The 20,515-nt window shown below is 58.8% G+C and carries 18 protein-coding genes and 1 pseudogene; 10 read left to right on the top strand and 9 right to left on the bottom strand.

Annotated features, from left to right (window positions below):
- Position 1: 1 nt before the first annotated feature.
- The 4 genes from G9465_RS26540 to G9465_RS24670 all read right to left on the bottom strand — a co-directional run bounded on the left by G9465_RS26540 (position 2) and on the right by G9465_RS24670 (position 1,890).
- Positions 2-442 (bottom strand): HNH endonuclease, encoded by a 441-nt coding sequence (locus tag G9465_RS26540; protein WP_166976022.1) that lies wholly within the window; start codon positions 440-442, stop codon positions 2-4.
- A complete protein-coding gene (locus G9465_RS24680) occupies positions 435-668 on the bottom strand; it encodes a hypothetical protein (RefSeq protein WP_166976019.1) in 234 nt (77 codons plus the stop codon). Before G9465_RS24680 ends, G9465_RS26540 begins: the two co-directional genes overlap by 8 nt.
- A gap of 306 nt (positions 669-974) precedes the next feature.
- The gene (locus tag G9465_RS24675; RefSeq protein WP_166976016.1) at positions 975-1,331 is read right to left on the bottom strand and encodes a hypothetical protein; all 357 of its coding nucleotides are present in this window, start codon (positions 1,329-1,331) and stop codon (positions 975-977) included.
- Between the two features lie 286 nt (positions 1,332-1,617).
- Positions 1,618-1,890, bottom strand: coding sequence for a hypothetical protein (locus tag G9465_RS24670; protein ID WP_166976013.1), 273 nt, complete (start codon positions 1,888-1,890; stop codon positions 1,618-1,620).
- 39 nt (positions 1,891-1,929) lie between these two features.
- Between G9465_RS24670 and G9465_RS24665 the strand changes: the two genes are divergently transcribed.
- From G9465_RS24665 to G9465_RS24655, 3 genes are all read left to right on the top strand, one after another.
- Entirely contained in the window at positions 1,930-2,097 is a 168-nt protein-coding gene (locus tag G9465_RS24665) for a hypothetical protein (protein ID WP_166976010.1), read from the top strand.
- Positions 2,098-2,569: 472 nt separating this feature from the next.
- Positions 2,570-3,130 (top strand): hypothetical protein, encoded by a 561-nt coding sequence (locus G9465_RS24660; protein ID WP_166976008.1) that lies wholly within the window; start codon positions 2,570-2,572, stop codon positions 3,128-3,130.
- A 788-nt stretch (positions 3,131-3,918) separates the two neighbouring features.
- Entirely contained in the window at positions 3,919-5,451 is a 1,533-nt protein-coding gene (locus G9465_RS24655; RefSeq protein WP_166976005.1) for a hypothetical protein, read from the top strand.
- A 38-nt stretch (positions 5,452-5,489) separates the two neighbouring features.
- On the opposite strand, the gene G9465_RS24650 is transcribed toward G9465_RS24655, so the two are convergent.
- The gene (locus G9465_RS24650; RefSeq protein WP_166976002.1) at positions 5,490-6,170 is read right to left on the bottom strand and encodes a TrkA family potassium uptake protein; all 681 of its coding nucleotides are present in this window, start codon (positions 6,168-6,170) and stop codon (positions 5,490-5,492) included.
- 190 nt (positions 6,171-6,360) lie between these two features.
- Here G9465_RS24650 and G9465_RS24645 point away from each other — a divergent pair, with 190 nt between their 5' ends.
- On the top strand, positions 6,361-6,861 hold the full coding sequence (locus G9465_RS24645) for a macro domain-containing protein (RefSeq protein WP_166976000.1): 501 nt from the start codon (positions 6,361-6,363) through the stop codon (positions 6,859-6,861).
- A 969-nt stretch (positions 6,862-7,830) separates the two neighbouring features.
- Here the strand turns inward: G9465_RS24645 and G9465_RS24640 are convergent.
- Complete coding sequence (locus tag G9465_RS24640) at positions 7,831-8,670, bottom strand: phosphatase PAP2 family protein (RefSeq protein ID WP_166975997.1); 840 nt, start codon at positions 8,668-8,670, stop codon at positions 7,831-7,833.
- Positions 8,667-10,385 (bottom strand): ABC transporter substrate-binding protein, encoded by a 1,719-nt coding sequence (locus G9465_RS24635; protein ID WP_227015887.1) that lies wholly within the window; start codon positions 10,383-10,385, stop codon positions 8,667-8,669. Before G9465_RS24635 ends, G9465_RS24640 begins: the two co-directional genes overlap by 4 nt.
- Positions 10,386-10,539: 154 nt before the next feature.
- Here G9465_RS24635 and G9465_RS26535 point away from each other — a divergent pair, with 154 nt between their 5' ends.
- From G9465_RS26535 to G9465_RS24615, 4 genes are all read left to right on the top strand, one after another.
- Positions 10,540-11,115, top strand: a complete 576-nt coding sequence (locus G9465_RS26535; RefSeq protein ID WP_166975993.1) for a metal-dependent hydrolase — start codon at positions 10,540-10,542, stop codon at positions 11,113-11,115.
- Between the two features lie 31 nt (positions 11,116-11,146).
- Positions 11,147-12,535, top strand: a complete 1,389-nt coding sequence (locus G9465_RS24625) for an aryl-sulfate sulfotransferase (RefSeq protein WP_166975991.1) — start codon at positions 11,147-11,149, stop codon at positions 12,533-12,535.
- Positions 12,532-14,112, top strand: coding sequence for a glycosyltransferase family 39 protein (locus G9465_RS24620; RefSeq protein WP_227015895.1), 1,581 nt, complete (start codon positions 12,532-12,534; stop codon positions 14,110-14,112). The genes G9465_RS24625 and G9465_RS24620 overlap by 4 nt, the downstream gene beginning before the upstream one ends.
- 63 nt (positions 14,113-14,175) lie before the next feature.
- Entirely contained in the window at positions 14,176-15,531 is a 1,356-nt protein-coding gene (locus tag G9465_RS24615) for an arylsulfotransferase family protein (protein ID WP_166975989.1), read from the top strand.
- 335 nt (positions 15,532-15,866) lie between these two features.
- Here the strand turns inward: G9465_RS24615 and G9465_RS24610 are convergent, their stop codons facing one another.
- Positions 15,867-16,586 (bottom strand): hypothetical protein, encoded by a 720-nt coding sequence (locus G9465_RS24610; protein WP_166975987.1) that lies wholly within the window; start codon positions 16,584-16,586, stop codon positions 15,867-15,869.
- Positions 16,587-17,130: 544 nt separating this feature from the next.
- On the opposite strand from G9465_RS24610, the gene G9465_RS24605 reads away from it, so the two are divergent.
- Entirely contained in the window at positions 17,131-18,807 is a 1,677-nt protein-coding gene (locus G9465_RS24605; protein WP_166975985.1) for a transposase, read from the top strand.
- Between the two features lie 209 nt (positions 18,808-19,016).
- Positions 19,017-19,355, top strand: a pseudogene (locus tag G9465_RS24600) (zinc ribbon domain-containing protein); the annotation flags it as partial.
- Positions 19,356-19,648: 293 nt separating this feature from the next.
- Here the strand turns inward: G9465_RS24600 and G9465_RS24595 are convergent.
- Positions 19,649-20,473, bottom strand: a complete 825-nt coding sequence (locus tag G9465_RS24595; RefSeq protein ID WP_166975983.1) for a M48 family metallopeptidase — start codon at positions 20,471-20,473, stop codon at positions 19,649-19,651.
- Between the last annotated feature and the right edge of the window lie 42 nt (positions 20,474-20,515).

Raw genomic sequence — 20,515 nt, 5'->3', positions numbered from 1 at the left:
CTCACTCACAGACGACCTCGCGTAACTCGGCCAGTAGCTCGGGCGCAGTTTCATGGATGTTGGATCTCTCTCGGTGGACTCTTTTGTGACATCTCTCACACAGGGTGACTGCATTCTCCATAACATCCGGACCGCCAGCGGCTTTTGGAATGATATGATGACAATGAAGGTTCACTTCGGCTTGTGTTCTAACATCGTCAGATTCTGAACCACATCGCTGGCAAGTATAATTATCCCGCTCTAAGACACGTTCTCGGAGTGTTTCCCTCCCGTTACCGCCTTTCCACTTAGGGTGATCTTCTCCACTAACGTAGTTGCCCTCTTCTTGACGGTTCGATATTTGGCAATCACGAGAGCAAAACCGCGAATCGTCGGCATTTGCAGGGTGGCGCTCGTACTCATCATCGCACCACTCACAGGTTAGTGTGACAAATTTAGACATCCATATCTGGCCGGCTGATTAACTGGTAGACGCCAGTATCGTGGAGGTTTTCGACATGTCCGTGTTCCTCTAAACGCTTTATTCGCTGATTTATATATTGCCGAGAGACCTCGATACCGTCTTGCTCAAGGAGTTTTCGCGCCAGCGTTGGCGTAACTCGACCCTCGGAAAGCGTATCAAGTATTTTCACGTCTGTGTCGTTCAAATCGCGTTCTTCCAGTGCCATCTACAACAACTAATATCTGGAGGCACTTAGTTGCTGTTGTTAGCTTACAATAGAAGTTTACACCAGAAACAATTAAATGGTGTAGGTGTGTACAAAGTAATGTGGCCGAAGGAGGCCACAGGAGGTGACACACAAAATGCCATACTGCGCTGCGTGCGACACGACGTACACACCGCTCGACGACATGCGGTTCTGGTCGGGCGAGTTCCGGGCGAACGACAACGCGGAAGTGCCGGAAGGCACGTTCCTCGAAAAAATCTGCGAACGCTGTAAGCGAAACAACCGGGCGCGACGAACGAGCGGAACTTAGTCGCCCCCTGCGACCTTCCCAATTTTTTCGCTGGGGGCGTCGGCGTCGGAGACGCCATCCGCTGGTAGTTCGCGCTTGTACATCAGCGTTCGGTCCATTGGGTCCTCGATGTCGACCGCGACCAGTCCCTCGGACCACTCGCCGGTGCCGTCGTGATACCGGAGGACGTGTCGGTACGTGGTCCGGGGCCGCTGTGGATGCGGGCCGTAGCCGTGGTACACGCGCAGCTCGAACTCCCCGTCTTCCCACGACCGAATCCGGGTCTGGATGGGTCCGTCGAGGCGGTCGCGGGCGAGCTGTAGCAGTCGCTCGTAGGGGCCGGTGATGGCCTCGATGGACGGGAGACTGTCCACTGCTGGCGCTGGATAGTCTGGTGGCATGAGTAAGAATCGTCTCGCCCGGGTATTCAACACGCTGGCGTATCAGCGTTTCGGCGACGCCGCCGCTCACGAGCGTTGAGAGTGGGAATGGGGATGTACGAAATGAGTCGGCCCGAGACAAGCCATGTCCAGTGGTTGTATCGACCGACTCGGCGGGCCATGTGGCCCTATTTATACTACGCGGGAGCGGGGCTAAAAAAAGTAGCGACGGCGACGCCGTGCTAACCAACACAGGGGCCGGAACGCCGGCGAGTGTTGGTTAGCTCAGGCTGGCGTAGTCCACCCAGTCGAGCGCGACCACATCGACGTGGGCGTGCCGGAGCGGGTGGCCGTTGTGCCGGGCCAGTTCGACTGGCCCGACGCGGTCGCGGTCGTCGCAGACGGCGACCGCCTCTCGCCGCACCGACTCGCTGTACTCGACCAGTAGGGTCCGACCGCGTACTGCAAGGGCTGTCGGGAAGCGTATCGGTACGGCGACCTCGTCGACGCCCGGGAAGCGGACTCGCCGGCACTGGTGGCCGACATCGAGCATCGGAGTGAGTAGAACGGTCGTTCCACATGCGATTTCGGTATGTTCAACGGGTCTCTGGAGTCGGGTCAGTGCAAACGGCGCACCGCCGCGACGTCGGAGCTGACGCTCGGCGTCGAGTGGCTGTGTGGGAAGTGTCGGTACCAGTGCCAGATTCAGCAGGAGTTTTGCGAGGCCGACCAGCACGGACTGGGCGACTTCGCGACGTGACTCCAACGGACCCCTTCTGGGGGAAAGGTGTCCGCGCCCAGACTTTCTGTCAGATACACATATGGTTCTATTGACTATTGTGGTCGAACGGTTCCAGAGTTGTGGAACAGTGCCGGGCTGGAAACACCCGGCGCGGGCAGATTCGATGGCATGTGGGGGCATGGACGACCGGTGTCTGCGGACCCGCTGGGGGAAATAGGGGAGATAACTTCAGCAGTGTCCGCAATACATATTATCGGTGTATTACGTACGCTGGTTGTGCTACAGCTACCGAAAATGTACTGATAGTGATTCGCAGAGATATTCGTAGTTTCTCACGTCACAGATTTCTTGACCGATTGAGTTCAGCATAACCGATTCAGAGGATGTAGTCAGCGTAGTGTGCTGGAGTAATTTGAGAGCAGTTTGTGAGGATGTAAATGAGAGGATAACAATGCTGGTGGGATAGAACCATCAACTGGATGGTTCGATAATGGAACAGCAAAATGTGACCCGGAGAACCGCACTTCGAACAATCGCTGGCGGACTCGTCGTCGGATCAGTCGCAGGCCCCGCAAGCGCCAAACGTGGGAAGGACGCCCTCTCCCAGCAGCTCAACACAGTCCGAGCGGTCACTCGGAAGTACAAGGATATCGAAACGGCACGAGCGGACGGCTACTTTGCTGTCTCTCCATATGTCCCCGGAATGGGATTCCACTTCGCTGATGGACCACCATTCGGGACGACCCTAGAGGATCCGGGTATACTCGTGTACTTCACCAACGGAAGCTACAACCCCAGTCCCGGAGAACAACACGATCCGGCCCACGACGACGATCTCATTCTCGGTGCAGTCGAGTGGTTGGTGCCCGGTGATCAATCGGAGAATCCGCCGAATATCTTTGCTGACAAAGACAGCCCGCGCAACTTGGCAGTAACTGAAGAAGAGGGGTGGCACTTCGAGAGTGCGGAAGGGTTCACTGGTCTCCACGCCTGGGTCCACCGGGGGAACTCGGCTGGCGTGTTCCATCCCACGAACCCGAACATCGACTGAAACACCAATCATCTCTCTCCTTTGTGAGTGGTCTGTGGCGATAGAGACCGATGAATATGCGCGCTGCATCTCGCACGCTACAATTACCAATTCGACGAGGGAAGTCGGTCAGAACTATGGAGTCCGCCGCTATTCACTATGAGTAGCGATGAAAGTGGAGTCTACAGGGTCAGCCACCACGGCCACTGACCGTCTGTAGTACCTCTGACAGCCCCCATCGGGTGGTTGTAGAGCTAATATTTAGACCTATTGCCATTAGTCAACACTCCATGGAAAATCGCTGGGAACCGAACCCAGCGATAGCCGACGGCCAGCGGCGAAACGCGGACGGTGGCGTGAGCTGTCAGAGGCACGGGCTCGCAGCCCGCATCTGTATTTCTCAATCAATGCATATAGTTGTTGGAGGGTTCGCAACATTTCTTCTATTATCTCTTTTGAAACCGATCATTAGTAAATTCGAACGCTGATTTTGGTAAATAGTAATTCCGAAGCCGAATACCGCCGACACACGCCGACGAGTCGATATTGAGCAGCGACCACCTTCTCTCGATGCCGGGGCTGCCAGTCACTGGCATAATCGTGTCGTCGAAACGGTTGTACAGCGGCGAGACCACGACACTAACCAACGAAACTACCCACACCTACCCGACTGTTGGTTAGCTTGTCAATGATGCCAAGCAGTCGATACTCCCGCAAACCCCCACTGTCGGGAGCTTTAATGCCGTCTCTCCCGATAATTGGCGTATGCGCTGCATCGCTTTGAGAAAACCGACGTCGCCGGTCCACCGATGGTGAGCGACGACCCGACGTCGCTGCGCCAGCGCGTGAAACAACGCGCCGACGCGCTCGGCGTCGACCCTGACGACCTCCTCATCCAAAGCCGGCGTCGTGACCCGATGTACAAGGGGACCGACGCCGACCACGCCAAAGCCGAGTGGTTCGCGGACCTCTGGCAGCAGGCCGTCGCCGGCCGTGATGCGGACCGCATCCACATCCGTGGCGTCCACTACTACATCGTCATGTCGACGACTGAGGAGTCTCGACTCAATCTCGACCAGCTCCCCGTCGAGTTCGACGCCGGCGAACTGGACCGCCTCCAGGGCCCGGTCGAGCCGCCGACGAACTGCTCGTGGGACGTCTACCAGAACACGGACCAGTGCTACGACTATCTCGAATCGGCGGGCACGCTCGCGCGCATCCTCGGCTACATTCCGCTGGGTGGCATCTACGACAACAAGCACGCCCAGCGAACCATCACACAGTACGGCGAGCATCGCGAAACCGCGGACGTCGGCGACGTGACCATCCCGTCGGGCGTCGACCTCCCGACGCTGCCCGAGCCCGGCGACCGTGGGGAACTCTCCTTTGACGGCCCCGAGGACGTCGCGGAGTACATCGCCGACGATATCGCCCGGTCGCTCGCGGAGCAAATCGAGTTCGATACGGCCAGCCAGCAGCCCTTCCACGTCGAACTGTGGTGTGAGAAGGGCCTGCCGGACTACATCCACGCGCTGTGTGCGGACCTCAGCGCGAACGTCATCGTCGAGGGCGAGGGCGACCTCTCGCTGACCATCGCCCACGAGTTCGTCCAGCGGGTCAACGACGCCGGCAAACCGGCCATCATCTGCTACCTCTCCGATTTCGACCCGAAGGGCGACAACATGTCCTCGGCGATGGCCGGAAAGGTAGCGTGGCTGAACCAGCGCGGCGACCTCGACCACCGGGTGTGCATCGAGCAGGTGGCCGTCACGAAAGAACAGGTCGACCAGTTCGGCCTGCCACGCAAGCCCATCAGCGAGTCCGACAAGACCGGGACCGGTGGGAAGGCCTACGACACGCTCGTCGACGAGTGGGAACAGCGGAAAGGCACCGGGGCCTGCGAGTTGAACACGCTCGAACAGATCCCGGACCTGTACAAGCACATCGTCCGCGAGGCTATCGCGCCGTATCGCGCCGACGATCTCCACGCACAGAACCGGCACGCGCTCGGTGGGTGGGTCGACGAGGTGCGCGAGACGCTCGTCGAGTCGCTGACCGACGCCGGCGTGCCCGACGACGTCGACACGCTGGAGGACTGGCTGGCCGAGTGGAACAACTACCTGTCAGACCTCGACCCCGTGTTCGAGCGGCTACAGGACATGCAAAAGCGGGGTGTGTACGCCGAGTGGGTCGACCAACTGGAGACGACCGTCGACGACACCGAGTGGCCGACGGTCACCGTTCCCGAGGGCGAGCAGCTGTTCCCCAACGACCCGCTGTACGACTCCGACCGGGAGTACGCCCAGAACGTTCGGCGTGTCGAGCAGCACAAATCGGGATGAGGTTCAGTCACCAGCGTCCACTCTGGTTGCAAGAGTCATCAGACGGTTGTTGTACTTGGCTCTGGGTCGAGGAGTTTCATTCCCTTACGAACGGCGTCGCGGTCTCCTAGCAATGTCAGGTGTTGGCCTCTGTCGATGACTTCGTCGAGATCAGGGAAGTGTGCACCCCCTTCCGCACCGACCACTATCACGAAACACCGATCGGGCAGCTCTGAATCGATCTCTGCGATCGTGTTCCCGACGAGCGCGTCGTTCGTCACCGGGACTTCCTGGAGATCTCCCTCTCGTCCGAGGCCCTCTGTCCAGCGTGTCAGTGCCGGTGATTCGATATAGCCGTCAATGAGCCGTGCTGTCGCAATCGAACGGGAAATCGTCTGTATACCGAGTTCCTCGAAGGGTTCTTCGTTCGATGGCTCGTTCACTCTCGCAAGAATCGTCTCGACGTCGAACTTCGTCTTCACTAACTGCGTCGTGAGTAGGTTCGTGTCGTCGTCGCCCGTTGCAGCGATGACGATATCGGCCCGGTCTATGTCACTCGCCCGAAGAACGCTGAGATCTGTCCCGTCTCCATGTATGACTTGATAGCCTTCGGCGTTGAGTAGTGCGACTCGTTGCTCGTCTTCTTCGACGATACAGACATCGTCACCACGGTATTCGAGCCGGTCGGCAATCTGCTGGCCCACTTGCCCGCCACCAATGATACGAACTATGTAACTCATGTCGTCTGCTGCGAAGAGATCGGAGTACTCAGCTGCTGGCTGTTCTTGAGTAGGATATCCACAAATTGGGAGGGCAAACAAAAACCGGTTCTGATTTGACTGACCGACAGCGTACCGAGATGCTCTCCGTCTAATTGGATATCACGGAGAGTTGCAAACCTATACCCACACCGAATTATGACTGAACTGTATGGAGTTCTCCATTGTTTTCGATGATATCGCTCAACAGGAGGCTGATTCACTGGTGAGTGCGGCGGAAACCAGTCTTCAGATGGAGGGTGCTGTCGCTGACGCACTTCGATCGGCTGCGACCGGATCGATTGCTGACACTGCTGCATCTGAAGCGCCATTGCCTCTCGGAGCCATCGCTGTGACGGATGCTCCCGGCCTCAATGCAGCCTATCTCATTCACGCGGCTGCGACGCCGAGTTACGGGAGTGGACAGGCATCGGCTGCGAGTATTCGGGCTGCGACCAGTGCTGCCCTCGCTGAAGCTGAGCGGCTCGACTGTGAGTCATTGGTGCTGCCAGTCATCGGGACTGGGACTGCCGGCTTCGAGTTCAAGGAAGGCGCACATATCATCTGTGAACTAATTTCTGAATACGATCCGACTACGTTGGAAGACGTCCGAGTCATTACGAACGTTGAACAAGAGTACAACTATCTGGAACGGATTGCTGCGAACGTCTGACCTGTTGTCTTTTCAACTGATGCGGTAGTGCGGAGTCCCCTTCCTCAAGGAAGATTAGTTGAGACTGGTCGTCTCAATGCATGGGTCTCTTCCTACTCGGATGATTCCCACTTCGCGGCTGCTGGAGGGCGTGCAAGCATTGAAACCTCATGGTGATACTCGATTGTAGCTGTCACAGTCGCTGTCCGCGCCCCGCAGATCGGTCAACTCTCTTACCCGTGTGACTCCAGAATTTATTACAAATCACACACGACTACCAGAACACAATCTCTCACAGACCAGTAAACTAGGTTCTATGCCCCAGACAACACTTGAGACACTGTTTGAGCGGGAGGTGTTAGTTCCGGGAGATACGTTAGTAGTGAATAAGGAACTGCTACGGACGAACACTCCTGTTACCGAGGCGATGCTACGAGACCTGGACGACCCGGATTTTTGGCGGTGTCGAATAACGGAGGATACGCGAGAAATCCATCAAGTCATATATTTCTCTGACAGCCGTCGCTATAGGTTGTCATCACTTGCCACCCACATCGTTGAACGTCTTGTAGAGAACTCCTCATACGTGAATATCACCAGCCAAGAGAATTACTGGCGGCACACCGCGTTTGGGAATCGAACCCTTTGGGATCTCGCAATAAACCGTGTTCAATCAGAACGCCGCTCTCGGGACGTCAAATGAACTCTCGATCAATAGTTCATTCACTCACCCAGTTGAAGATCTGCACTCCCGCACTCGGGGCAGGTGACGCGAGTCATCCGAGTTTTTGGTTCAGTGAACGTGTTTCCGCACGGTACGCATCTGTATTCGAACGTCTCCTGCGATTCTTCCCTGGAGTTCGTAGTATCCACGAGCGCTTGGTGGAGAGACTCAAGAACGCCCATGGCCATACTAAACCGACAGCGGCTATCAGAAACAAGTAACGCTGACTGCTCGATTGAATACGGAGGGCAACCGTGGCTATGGTCTCATAATCGTCGGAGCCGCCGACGAATACGTGGGCGGATGGCGGTTCTATCTCGGTTACCGTCTACTATTCGTGTAGCTATCGAAACACTGAGCACGGCGAGGACGACGCCGCCGATCACATCGGTTAGCCAGTGGATGCCCAGATACATAGTGGACACCGCAATTAGCGTCGCGAGAGCGATAGCTACGTTGTGCCACCTCCCGTACCTGCCCCGGAATCGATAGGCGATCAGTGCAACAGTCACGGCTAGTGAAGCGTGAAGCGACGGGAACACGTTCGTATTGACGTTCACTTGGCTGGTCAAGAGCTGCGCCTGTGGCCAGCTCGTGTACAGGAGCGATTCGACCATCTCAGGTATGTAATTTCGTGGCCCGTAGGCGACGAACAGGACGTAGCTCACGAGACCAATCGCGTAGTTCAGGCTGTAGGCGACCAGCGTCGTCATTAGTGGTTCCGTGTCGTGGAGGACGTACAGCACGACGGGGAACGTCAGAATGAACACGTACCCAAAGATGTACGCGAAACTAAACAGCATCGTAAGTTCCGGTGTCGCGAACGACTGGACGGTCGCGACGAACTGTCCCTCGAGTGCGTGGATACTTCCAGTGATGTTCACACCGATGAGCCAGGAGAGCTCTACGCCGGCATTCCGGATGAGACCGTTCGCGAGGAGTACGATGCCGAGTATCAGCGCTGTTGGAGCAACGTCTCGGGCATTTGTCTGCGCATCGACGAGCAGGCTTCGGAACTCTCGCACTGGTGCGAAGGTGTACAGCCCGATGATGTGCAGGAGTGCAACGACGACGACCACCTGCAGAACGACGTGGAGAAGTGTCATGTTCTCCCTCCGACGAGCTTTCCGTCTTCGTACCGATACCCTGCCTCGCGGAATGCAGACCGTGCCCGTGCGACATCTATCTCGCCCTCTGATCCCAGGAAGTTAGCGATAGGATTCCTTTCCTCCCACTGAAGCTCCGAGGGGTACCACTCTGTATCCCAGAGTGGACCAACTGCAGGACGTCCGTATCCGTCAACGATGGCATCCGTGATATACTCACCATCGATCAATCGAGCTAACGTGTGTCGAAATCGGGGATTATTCAGGTGCTGGTTACGCGTGTTGTACCCCAGGACGTACGCTGAGGATGACCGTTGTACGAGGAGTTCGGACTCGGAGCTGCGCCCAATACGGGGGATTACATCGGATCCCACGGGCGTTCCAGTTACGTCGGCAGTGTCATCGGTCACCATTTCAGCGGCGGTCACGTCCGACCCCACGACTTGTATGGAGAGTGTGTCGAACGCTACGTCGCCAGCCTGATCGACGAGATCGTTCGTCGGGCTGTCTACCCGGCGCAGCACGTGGTCATCGAACCGTTCGAAAACGACCTCTTCTCGCGGTGTGTTTCGCACGAACTGGAGCGGGCCACTCCCAACAGGAGGGATGTTATTCGTGACGAGGGCCTCGGTGACCGATCCAGTCTGGATGCCTGCGATTGAGGCGACATCTGTCCGCTCTTCCCAGATGTGTTCGGGGAGGATCGGGACGGTGAACGCGCGGCGAGCGACGCTTGGTGTGACGTCCGCGAACTGAAATTCGACCGTTCGATCTCCTATCGGGTCCACATTTGCGACGAGGCTGCTACGACCACGGTAGCGTGGCGACGGGAGCGGGGCAGTCTCCTCGTCTGAATCCACGCCGAGCGTTGTATCCGAGAGCAGCCGATACGTGAATGCCACGTCGTCTGCGGTGAGTGTTTTGCCGTCGTGCCACATCGCTCCCTCTCTGATCGTGACTCGTGCAGTGGGGGACCTGTCGTCAGAGAACTCCCACGTTTCCGCAAGCCAAGGCATCAGCCGGTCCTCGAATACGTATCCAAGGGGGTCGTACACAAGCCCGGTCAACGTGCCCGTCCGGCGAAATTCGACGGATAACGGATTCAGGTTTATCGTCGCACGTCGATCGGTAATGGCCACTCGGAGTGTTCCGTCGGCTTCACTGTCGAGGTCGTCCGAGCGGTCGAGTGAGAGATAGCCCAGGGATGAACCGAGACTCGCTGCCCGCCAGTTCGAGTAGTTAGTCGTTCGAACCGCACGAACGTCGTCGGGAACGGTCAGTAGCGTGAACGGCTGGGTTCGCGCGACTGTGAGTTGCAGTTGTCTGAGAGCGTTTCGGCGCTGCGAGCCGTTCGTCCGACGTTGCGTTTCCAGACGGTCGTCGACGTCGAGATTCGCGTAGCCAAAGGGGTTCTGCCATCCGGGATCCTCGGCGAACCGGGAGTGGAGAAGCGTGTAGAGGGCGTCCGGGTCGTTGAATCGAGGGGGGAGACGCATGAGGCACAAGTCGAACTCGTTGCGCAGCAGCGTCTGTCGGTGCAGCTCTTGCTCCGACATCGGCGTAATCCGCGTGTCGATTCCGGCGGCACGGAACCAGTCGGCGACAGCCCGTGCGAGCGTCAGTGCGTAGGGATCAGCATCGTCAGGTACCGTCTTGATGTGAAGCCGTACCTGTTGGGACGATTCCCACCCAGTGAGCGACCGGACGTGGCGCAAACACCCTCCCGTGAGAGCGACCGTACCGCTACCGAGAGCGCCAAGAAGTGCCCGGCGGCGAGTAGTTAGGTGGGTCATCCCTTGATCACTCGTCTTCGCTGTGATTCGTGTGCCTGTTCATAAATCGATTCCGACTATTCGATTCCCGCTGTCGATGGGACTAATCTCTCCCCGTCACGGGAACGCCGGGATTCATACAGTCACAGGTTCAACTGAGCCCGTGTCGTTTCACGGAGCTGGGCTCGAACACCGCCTGTACGTCCTCGCAGCCGTGTTGACACACGCGTTGGTCGGATACGCATTCATATCTCTACTGGATGCTTCTCCTCCGTTAGCAGGTCTTGTCGGTGCAATTCTTCCGGATATCGATCTCCTGTTCGCGCCAGCTTGGTCATTTCCCTTCGTCCACCGTGGGCTTACTCACACTCCCCTTTGTGGTGCAGTGATCACCGGTGTCATCTGGCTGGGAACAAAGTGGACATCAGGCCAACAGTCACTCCCGATTTCAGACGATAGGGGACTACCAACGGCGCTTCTGTTCGGATACGGTTCCCACCTTCTTCTGGATTCGTTCACTGTCAGTGGGGTCCCGTGGTTATATCCGATGTCGACAGTCCGACTCGGGGTTGATGCCGAGATCCACGGCTTCGAAGCCAGCCTGCTGCTTTGGCTCTGCTGTACAGTCATTCTCGTCCGACGGCGAAGGTCTCGTGATGGGACAACACAGTAGGTTTTAGACGGGGGACAGACACCCTCCGGTAATGGATCCTCCGCGGCGAACCGTTCGCATCGTTCTCGCGCTCGTCGTCCTCTCTTCAGCGGCAGCACTCGTCACTGGGTACGTGGAGGCCACTCGAACAGCCGACCGCGTGACAGGTGACCCGTCGGTCGAACAAGCGTTTCGAGAGGGGAACCAGTCCCCCGTCGTCGGGTCACGGGAGTCTATGACCGTCATCGTGACCGACTCGAACGCGTTCGTCACCGACGAGAACGATGCGCCGCGGGCGCAAGCGGAACTCGTCGCGTTCGCACCCGACGGGAGCATCTATTACTACGAAAACGAGCACACGCGGTACTGGGATATCGACCCCGTCGCAGGGACCAACGCGACCGTCGAGTTCGTCTTTGCGGACCATCTTGATCCCGGAGAATGTGACGGGACAGTCTGCACCCGTAACGGCATCGAGCAGGTGAATCTCACGACCGGTGAGCGAATAACCGTCTATAGCCGGATTACACCCGGCAAACACTCGACCCGATGGCACGACGTCGACCGGATCGACGACGACCGACTCCTCGTCGCCGATATCGCCCGCGACCGCGTATTCATCGTCAATACGACGACCGAGCTTGTCGAGTGGGAGTGGGACGCACAATCCGACTACGCCATCGACAGTGGCGGCCCGTTTCCTGACGACTGGACCCACCTCAACGACGTCGAGTACGTCGAAATTGACGGTCGGGAAACGGTGATGGTGAGCCTCCGGAACCAGGATCAGGTCGTCTTTATCGACATCGAACGTGGCCTCCGCGAGGCGTGGACCCTCGGAAGCGATGGCGACCATGACACCCTTTACGAACAGCACAACCCCGACTACATCCCGCCCGAACGTGGGGGACCGGCGTTGCTGGTCGCCGACTCGGAGAACGGGCGTGTGGTAGAGTACCAGCGCGAGAACGGGGACTGGGTCCAGTCGTGGACGTGGGCCGACGAGCGACTGCAATGGCCTCGCGACGCCGACCGGCTGCCGAACGGCCACACGCTCGTCACTGACTCCAACGGCGACCGTGTCTTCGAGGTAGACCGTGACGGTGAGGTCGTCTGGACCGCGTCGATCGGATTTCCCTACGAGGCCGAACGGCTCGGTACGGGAGACGAGAGCGCCGGCGGACACAGCGCTGCCTCGCTCGAACTCCCCGCGAAAGGCCCCGGTTCAGCTGAAAACTTGGCTGACAGCACGCTCGCGGTTCGACTTCCACCGAAACTAGCGAATGCGATTTCCTATCTGTTCCCACGGTGGGTTGGTTCCATCGAACTGGTCTCGCTCATACTCCTCCTAGGAAGTAGCATCTGTTGGGCCGTCCTCGAATACCGCTGGTGGGACGGCCGTATCGGACTTCGTTCGCCGCTCACCGTGAAGCGACCATGACCGAGGAATCCACGCCGACCGAGACGGGAGAGCTCTCCCCTCGCGAGGTGCGAATGGTGCTCGGACGCTGGGTCCCAATTGACCGCGAGGACCTGCGGTGGCTCGGAATCGGGCTGGGTGCAGGACTGCTCGCTGTGGCAGTCTACCTTGCGACGAACCCGTACCCGGCGTACGGTGCTGGTCTCTACGTGCAGATCGCCACCGAGATCAGCGCGCACGGATACGGGCTTCCCGCGTGGATCCCCGGGTACACCGCGGACGGTGTCCCGTTCGCCTATCCACCGTTGCAGTTCTACGTACTCGCGGTGCTGCTCGATCTTGGTGCCGATCCCGTGGTGCTGGCGCGGTGGCTCCCCTCGGTCGGATACCTTGCGTTACTCGTTCCGGTGTATTTGCTCGGCCGTGACTATACGGACTCCCGACCGGCCGGCGCCGCCGCGAGCGTCGTCGTGGCGGTGAACCCTCAGCTGCTCCAGTGGCACCTCTCGGCCGGCGGTGTCGTTCGCGCATTTGCCCTCCTGTACGCGCTGACAGCCCTCTATGCCGGCTATCGGGTTTTTGAGACAGGCTCGAAACGTGCGCTCGCTGTCGGGACCGTCGCCTTCGGTGCAACGGTACTCGCACACCCGACGTACGCACTGTTCGTCGTCGTCAGCTATCTGCTCCTGTGGGTACTCCGCGGTCGTTCGAAATCGGGGTTCGTCGCAGGCGCTATCGTCGGCGTCGGCGGCGCCGTTATCGCATCTCCGTGGCTCGTCTGGGCCATCACGACTCACGGTGTCGACGTGTTCGTTGCTGCAGGCGGAACTCACGGCGGGATCGGCGGTGGCATCCCAACGATTCTCGATGGTGCCTCGTTCACCCTCCTGCCGCTCGCCGGTGCAGTGTACCTCTACGTCGCACGCCGAGACGTGTTCCTTCTGGCGTGGACCGTCGCCGCTGAACTATTGTTCGCTCAGCCTCGATTCGTCTTTCTCGCTGGTGCGCTCGTCGTCGCTGCCGTCGGAGTTGACCTTGGGCGTCGGGTAGAACTGCTTGACGGATACGTGAGCGAGGCCATCGACAGGAAAGCGGCTCTCGCGGCGGCCTGTCTCGTCGTCGGGACCACTGTCGGTGGCGCGTATCTCGCCCACGAGATGACGCTCACTACGGATCCGTCGACGCCGCAATTTCTCGATTCCGACGATCTCGATGCGATGACGTGGGTCGCCGATGAGACGCCATCGGATGCCACGTTCGTCGTCCTCGGAGACGCCGCCGAGTGGCTGCCGGCACTGACGGATCGGACACTGTTGGTCGGCCCATGGGGCGTCGAATGGCGTGATTCGGGGATGTACGACAGACAGTTGACGGCCTACGAGTCGGTCTCGCAATGTCAAAGTGTTACCTGTGTCGAATCGGTGGCAGCCTCGGTTTCCGCCTCGCCGGAGTACGTATACGTCCCGAAGGGTCAGTACACGATTCGCGGGGAATCGACCGCACAGTTTGGGACACTTGAGCGGTCGTTCGAGCAATCGTCGTCGTGGGCGCGGGCGTACGAAAACGACGGTGTGGTGGTGTATCGGGCGTCCGATTGAGCCGTCGCATGTGTTGACTGCGATGAAGGTGAACGGTTATGGTCGCCCGCTCCGTGGACGGCAGTGATAGTCGTGAACGTCCGACTCGGCCTCAGAGCGCTGATGCTGGCGGTGATCCTCTCCTCGTTCGCGACTGTCGCCGGGGCGTTCGCCGCCGCGGAGGACACCGCAACCGATCCAGCGGACGCGTTCGAGGTAGGCGAGCGTGCCGTCGACCCGCCGGGCGATACGACCGTGATCACGACCAGCCAGCACGGCAACAACTTCCTCGTCGCGTTCGACCCCGACGGGACCGTCGCCTACTACGACGGCCGGTACGCCTTCTACAACGAAGTCGAGCGCGTCCCAGGGACTGAATCAATCGTCTACGTCGCGACCGAGCGACTGGACCGCGCCGAGTGTCACGCCACCGAGCCGTGTAACCGGAACGTCATAGAGCGCCTCAACCTGACGACGGGCGAGCGCGAACTCCTGTACGAACGGACGAACCCCCGCGACCGCAACCAGTGGCACGCTATCGCGCTGGTCGACGACCGGCACGTTGCGGTCGGCGACATCGCGTACGACCGCGTGTTCGTCCTCGACACGGAGACGGAGATGATCGAGTGGGAGTGGGAAGCCCAGTCGGACTTCGACCGCTCCGGCGGCGGTGTCTACCCCGGTGACTGGACCCACCTCAACGACGTCGAGGCTTTGCCGGACGGGCGGGTGATGATCAGTCTGCGCAACCAGGACCAGATCGTCTTCATCGACCCCGATGACGGCCTCCAGCGCAGCTGGACGCTCGGGGCCGATGACGACCACTCGGTGCTGTACGAACAACACAATCCCGATTACATCCCGTCCGCAGGCGGTGGGCCGGCGGTCCTAGTCGCCGACTCGGAGAATAACCGAATCGTCGAGTACGAGCGGCAGGGCGGCGAGTGGCGCGAGACGTGGTCATGGTCGGATGCGGAACTGCGCTGGCCGCGGGACGCCGACCGCCTCTCGAACGGGCACACGATGGTCGTCGACTCGAACGGCGCGCACGTGCTCGAACTCGACCAGGACAACGACATCGTCTGGTCGGTGGCAATAAAGGGCGCCTACGACGTCGAACGGTTCGACGCACGAGCGGACCGCAAGGGAGTCGAGACGGCGACCAGACTTGGCCTCGCGTCGAGCGATGGGGGGAACGATGCCGCCCGAGACGTGGTCCCTGAACCTCGTGCCGTACCGAAGGGCTCTCTCGCCGTTCTCGAAGGAATCCTGCCGAGCGTCGTCGTCAACGGGCTCCTGTACGTCCTGCCACCGTGGTTCGGCGTGCGGGAACTGGCCGCCACGTTCGCGTTGGCTTGTACGGCGACGGTGTGGGCGGGCATCGAACTCCGCTGGCGTGGCTACCACCTCCGTACCCCCATCGCCAGACGGGACGGATAATCGACGGTTGATTGAGGGGGGAATGCTGGCGCGCCAGCCGGACCGGATGCGCCCAATCCCCTCGACCGGTGAGACCGTCATTAGCCACTCGGTGTCCCTCACCTATGCGGCAAGCGCGAAGAGTCGGCCGGATCGGCCGACGTACCGTTCGACTGTCCCATCGCGATCCCCGTCTGTAGCCGTCCTGATTCAGCTGTTCCGGAGTTCACGCCCCCACTGGCGGTCGCCAGTTCGACCGTCTACCTCGGCGGACCGACCTGCAGCGGTGAGCGACTCGGATGCCGCGCCATCCGAAAACCACGAGCTGCTGGGGTACCGAGCATCCGACAGAGCACTTAGGCGATTCCCAGGAGTGGTGCAGCGAGCAGGGCCAGCCACGCCACGACGCCTACTCCGACGAGGCGTCTACGCCCGCGTGCAGAACCGACCGCGATCACGACGATGGCAGATGTCAGCGCGACGCGATGATAGACGTGCTGTGTCGGGATCTGCCGGACGCCGACGAACGCCAAATCGAAGACGAGAGCCGTGCCGAACCCGAGTGCAGTGAGTAACCCGGCACGCTTAGCTGGGCGGTCGGCTGAAAGGACGGAAACGAGTGCTGGTGGGGCACCTGCTAATATCGGATATCCGATCGCAACGAACAACTTCGGTGTCACGCTGGGAAACACGGCTTCGGTAGCGAGCCCCCAGCCACGAACTCCCAAGACGATGCCGAGAAGTCCCCCAGGGAGTGCGATATCGCCGAACGTCCATCTGCCAATCCCTCGGATAGTGCTGCCAGCTATGACGAGCGCCGGCGCGAGGCCGATAACCGTCCACCAACCACTACTGCCACCACTTCGATGCCCGTGGTAGGTCCGGGTGGCGTTGGTAACGAACGGTTCATCGCGCAGGTCTTCCTCGACGAACCGGGCTCCGGATGGCACGCCGGTGACTGTGTGACGGACGCGGAACCAGTCCCAGTACTCGGTGTGGGCCTGTATCGCCGTCCAATTGCCGGACCGACTCGAATAGGCTCTGAGGTGGGTTCGCTGTCCGAAGTACGTTCCCACGTGTAGCTGGTAATCTGGAGGAACCCATTGGCCCGATGTGTTCCGACTGGACGACACGTACGTATACCGGACGGATCCGTGGGTTGGTCGCCAGGGTGAAATTCGGATGGTCGTGTTTGGCTCCGTCGTATTCCAGTCGGCATCCGATCTCGTCACGAGGACTCGTCGGACCTGTTCGGAATCGCCGAGAACGACGACGTTGAGCGCAAGGGTTCGCCCCGACACAGACCGGCTTCGACTGGTGTATGGCCACACGTAACTGTCCGCCCCGTCGGGGCTGACGAGCGCCGTATTGTCGGGTCTCAGTGATTGCTCTACGTTATCTGCCTGCCAGTCGACGAGAACAGAGGTGGACACGACTGTAAGAAGAACGAGAGACAGAAGCACATAACGCGAGCGTGCCGGCATTCTTTTCGACTATAACGACTGTCTCGCCTCGTATTGATTGTGATGGTGTGTCCAGATTCATCCCGGTGAACTGTATAGCGAAATTCTGTTTCACTCCGGAATGTTTTCTTGAAAACGCAGTATTTAGGATTTCGCCGTGACAGCAACACGGACATCACAGCGGTCTGTATTCCGCCACGTTGCACAACTCCCATCTTCTGCCTGGCCAACTTACGATTCAACACCACTCTATGACAGAAGCTCACTGGGTGCTGTCAAGGAAGATATTCGGATTATAGCGAGCGTATGGTTCGAACACGATGCTCACGACTCGGTAGAAGATTCCGTTTGTGAGCTTCCGTTGGCCTATTTCGACTTTACTCCGCATGACTGCTATTCCTCGCCGACTCGGTACGAAATGGAACAGCTGTTCCGCGTATTCATACTCAAAGAAATCCACGGGTGGAAACACGAAACAGCCCTCGTCAAGTATCTCAACCACCACGCTGACCTCTGCGAGCAGCTGGGTTTCGAGATAATTCCAGACCAGTCGACTCTGTGGCGCAGTTGGAACAAGCGCTTTACCGTAGAGCTCCGCGAGACAGTCGAAATAGCGGCTCGAACGATTCTTATCAAAGCGCATCATGCGGACGTCACTGTCCCCCGCGAACTAGAACGCCACCTCCCACGTCGTGACGATGACGCGGATGGATCGACTCCAGACAATCAAGCCATACTCCACAAAACTGAACCGATCACAGAACACACCAGCCGTATCGTCTTCCCCGCGTTCTCGCTCAATCGCGGAGACGGGTGTGAGATACACGAGAACGCCTACTGGAGCTTACAGACCTATCTCGGCCTCCGAGAGAACTTGGCCGCCAACGAGGGCGCTCGGAGCTTCGTCCACGAGTCGACGCGGGAGCGGACACCACTCGGACATGCTCATCGCGCCCACATCCGCGACCTCTCTATCCCGGAGATTCGCGAGATGTACCGCCAGGCGATTCGGCAACTCATTGACGAGGTCGCAGAGACTGAGGAGTTCTTCCGCGCAGGCATCGTCGCTATCGATATCACTGAGGCCGACCCCTTTACGGGCGACCGCACCGGCCACGAAGAGGAGATCATCGGGACGAAGGAGAAGAACGACGAGTACGCCTACCAGTGGGCGACAGTCCAGCTGGTCGGTAACGCTGTCCCACTCGTCCTCGATGCCCACCCGGTACGGAAAGGCGAGTCACGACTGGAAATCGTCGAGGATTTGCTGGATTCGGCTGAAGAGCTCGTCCATGTCGATAACGTGCTGATGGACCGGGAGTTCGATAGCCAGCACGTTCTGGAGATGATCAGCCGACGTGGGCTGTTGTACGTCGTGCCGAAGCGGATGCAGACCAGCGAGAAAGCCCAGGCCAAGCGGTTGCTCCAGCGCGATCAAGACCGGTACGAGACTGACCGCAAACTACATCTCGGGAAGAACGAGTGGCACGAGACGACGCTGATCTACCGACGCAAAGAGAACTCTGAACACGACGATCATCGGCAGTACTCGGTGTTCATGACGAATGGGGCCAGTGGCCACCTCACGGAGTATGGCTACAGGTGGGAAATCGAGAGTTGCTACAGGTCGATAAAGCGATTCATGGCTGCCACTACGTCGAAGAATTTCGGGCTTCGGTTCTTCTACTTCGCGTTCGCGTGTCTGCTGTACTCGATCTGGCGGGCAGTCGATCTGCTCGTCCAGGTTGAATTGACTGGGGAGTACGAGCACTCGCCGATCGTGACAGCCGACAATACGCTGACGCTGCTGAAGAAGGAGACTGGAATCGGGTAATGAAGTCCTCAGTCGCGGTTTTCGCGGCGTCTGAGTGGTAACACTGTTGGGAGTCGACGAAATTCGCCCGTCTGATTGGAAATATGATAAGAATGGCCGTTCAGAGAGTGATCTGAAGCAGTTTCTACTCGTCGATTCAGCCGAAACCACGCACTACAACCCCGCTAAACCAGGTGTAGTCTCAACTTCCTCAAGGAACGAATGAAGCGGTTGGGTCGGCATACACGTCGAAGCGGTGCGCTGAGTGTGGTTTCACGGCGGGCAAGAATCGACAGACTCGCTACGACTTCCGGTGTCAGAAGTGCGGGGACGAAGCGAACGCCGATTACAATGCAGCGAAGAACATCGAGATGCGGTATGTCCGTCGGGGCCAACAGTCGTCTCGGCGGACGGGCGACAGTCAACTCGCCCTGAAGTCTGGAACCGCGACGCCGAACGGCGGATTCACCGCCCACCCTGACGGGTTCGAGGCTGAGTTCACGGACAAGCCCCGCGCCACCGTGCGCGGGGCAGTTGACTCTATCTCTTCGCACGATACAGGGGACTGACGTATCAATCAGTCCGTTGAATCACTCACTACCTGTCAAGAACGCCGTGCGAGATACAGAGCAACTATTCAGCAAGGATGATCTGTTGTATCCACACTGGATTCGTCGAATCACCTGGTCAATGAACGGGCTTATTGACTAATCAGACTGGTATTGGCAGGGGGCGCCGCTGATGTCACAACTGCCTGGACGCTGTCGAAACCAATGAAAATCAATGCATAACCGGCCAAGCTACAACGGTGTGGTCAGTCTCTCAATCGGAACTGGTGTTCGCAGTCAAAATCCGGGACGGATTAGTTTCGGAGTCGCTGGATTCGGTTCTCCGTGGGAGGATGCGTCGAGAACAGTCGTTCTAACATTCCTTTGTCCGCGTTGAAGATACAGAGGGCGTTCATGCTGTCCTCTACGGTCGACTCACGACCCTCCGCACCACGAGAGATTTTTTCGAGGGCGCGGGCCAGTGGCTCCCCAGTTCCGATAGCTTGCCTGGCATCTGCATCAGCGACGTACTCACGGTACCGCGAGATGGCGAGGACAAACACCATCACGAGCGCGTTTGCGATCGAGGAGGCAACCATCGCCAGAATCCACGACCCGATGTTCCGCTCACCGCCAAATAGCACCGCGAAATACGCGACGTAGCCCACGAGCATCCCGATAGACTGCCCGATGACCATGGTAATCACGTCCCGGTTTTTGATGTGGGCCAGTTCGTGAGCGACCACACCTTCGAGTTCGTCGTCGTCTAACAGTTGCATCAACTCGGTCGAGACGACGACGACCCCGGCACCTTTCCGCCCGACAGCGAAGGCATTGGGGACACCCATATCCATCATCATGAGTCGGGGTTCGTCGATATTCATGTCCCGACAGAGCCGCCGGACCATCTGGTGGACGTAGCCGAACCGCTGATCATCCGGCATATCCTCGGCTTTCCGAAGCGCCAGCCACTTTCCGAGTTTGTACTGGATAGCCGGAACGACGAGAATACCGACCAGTAACACCGGTATCAGCGGCAATCCCAACAGCACCGACAGTGCAGTCCCGGCGAATATATAGAACGCAAACAGGATTGCACCGACGACGAGCATCCGTAGTTGCAAGCCAAAGTCTGTCATAAGTATCCTACTCTGTCTGTTGGTAAAAGCCTCTTGAACTGT

It is taken from the genome of Haloarcula sp. JP-L23 (assembly GCF_011602445.1).
Lineage (GTDB): Archaea > Halobacteriota > Halobacteria > Halobacteriales > Haloarculaceae > Haloarcula > Haloarcula pellucida.
The sequence above is the reverse complement of the archived record's forward strand: the minus strand, read 5'-3'. Positions and strand labels throughout refer to the sequence as shown.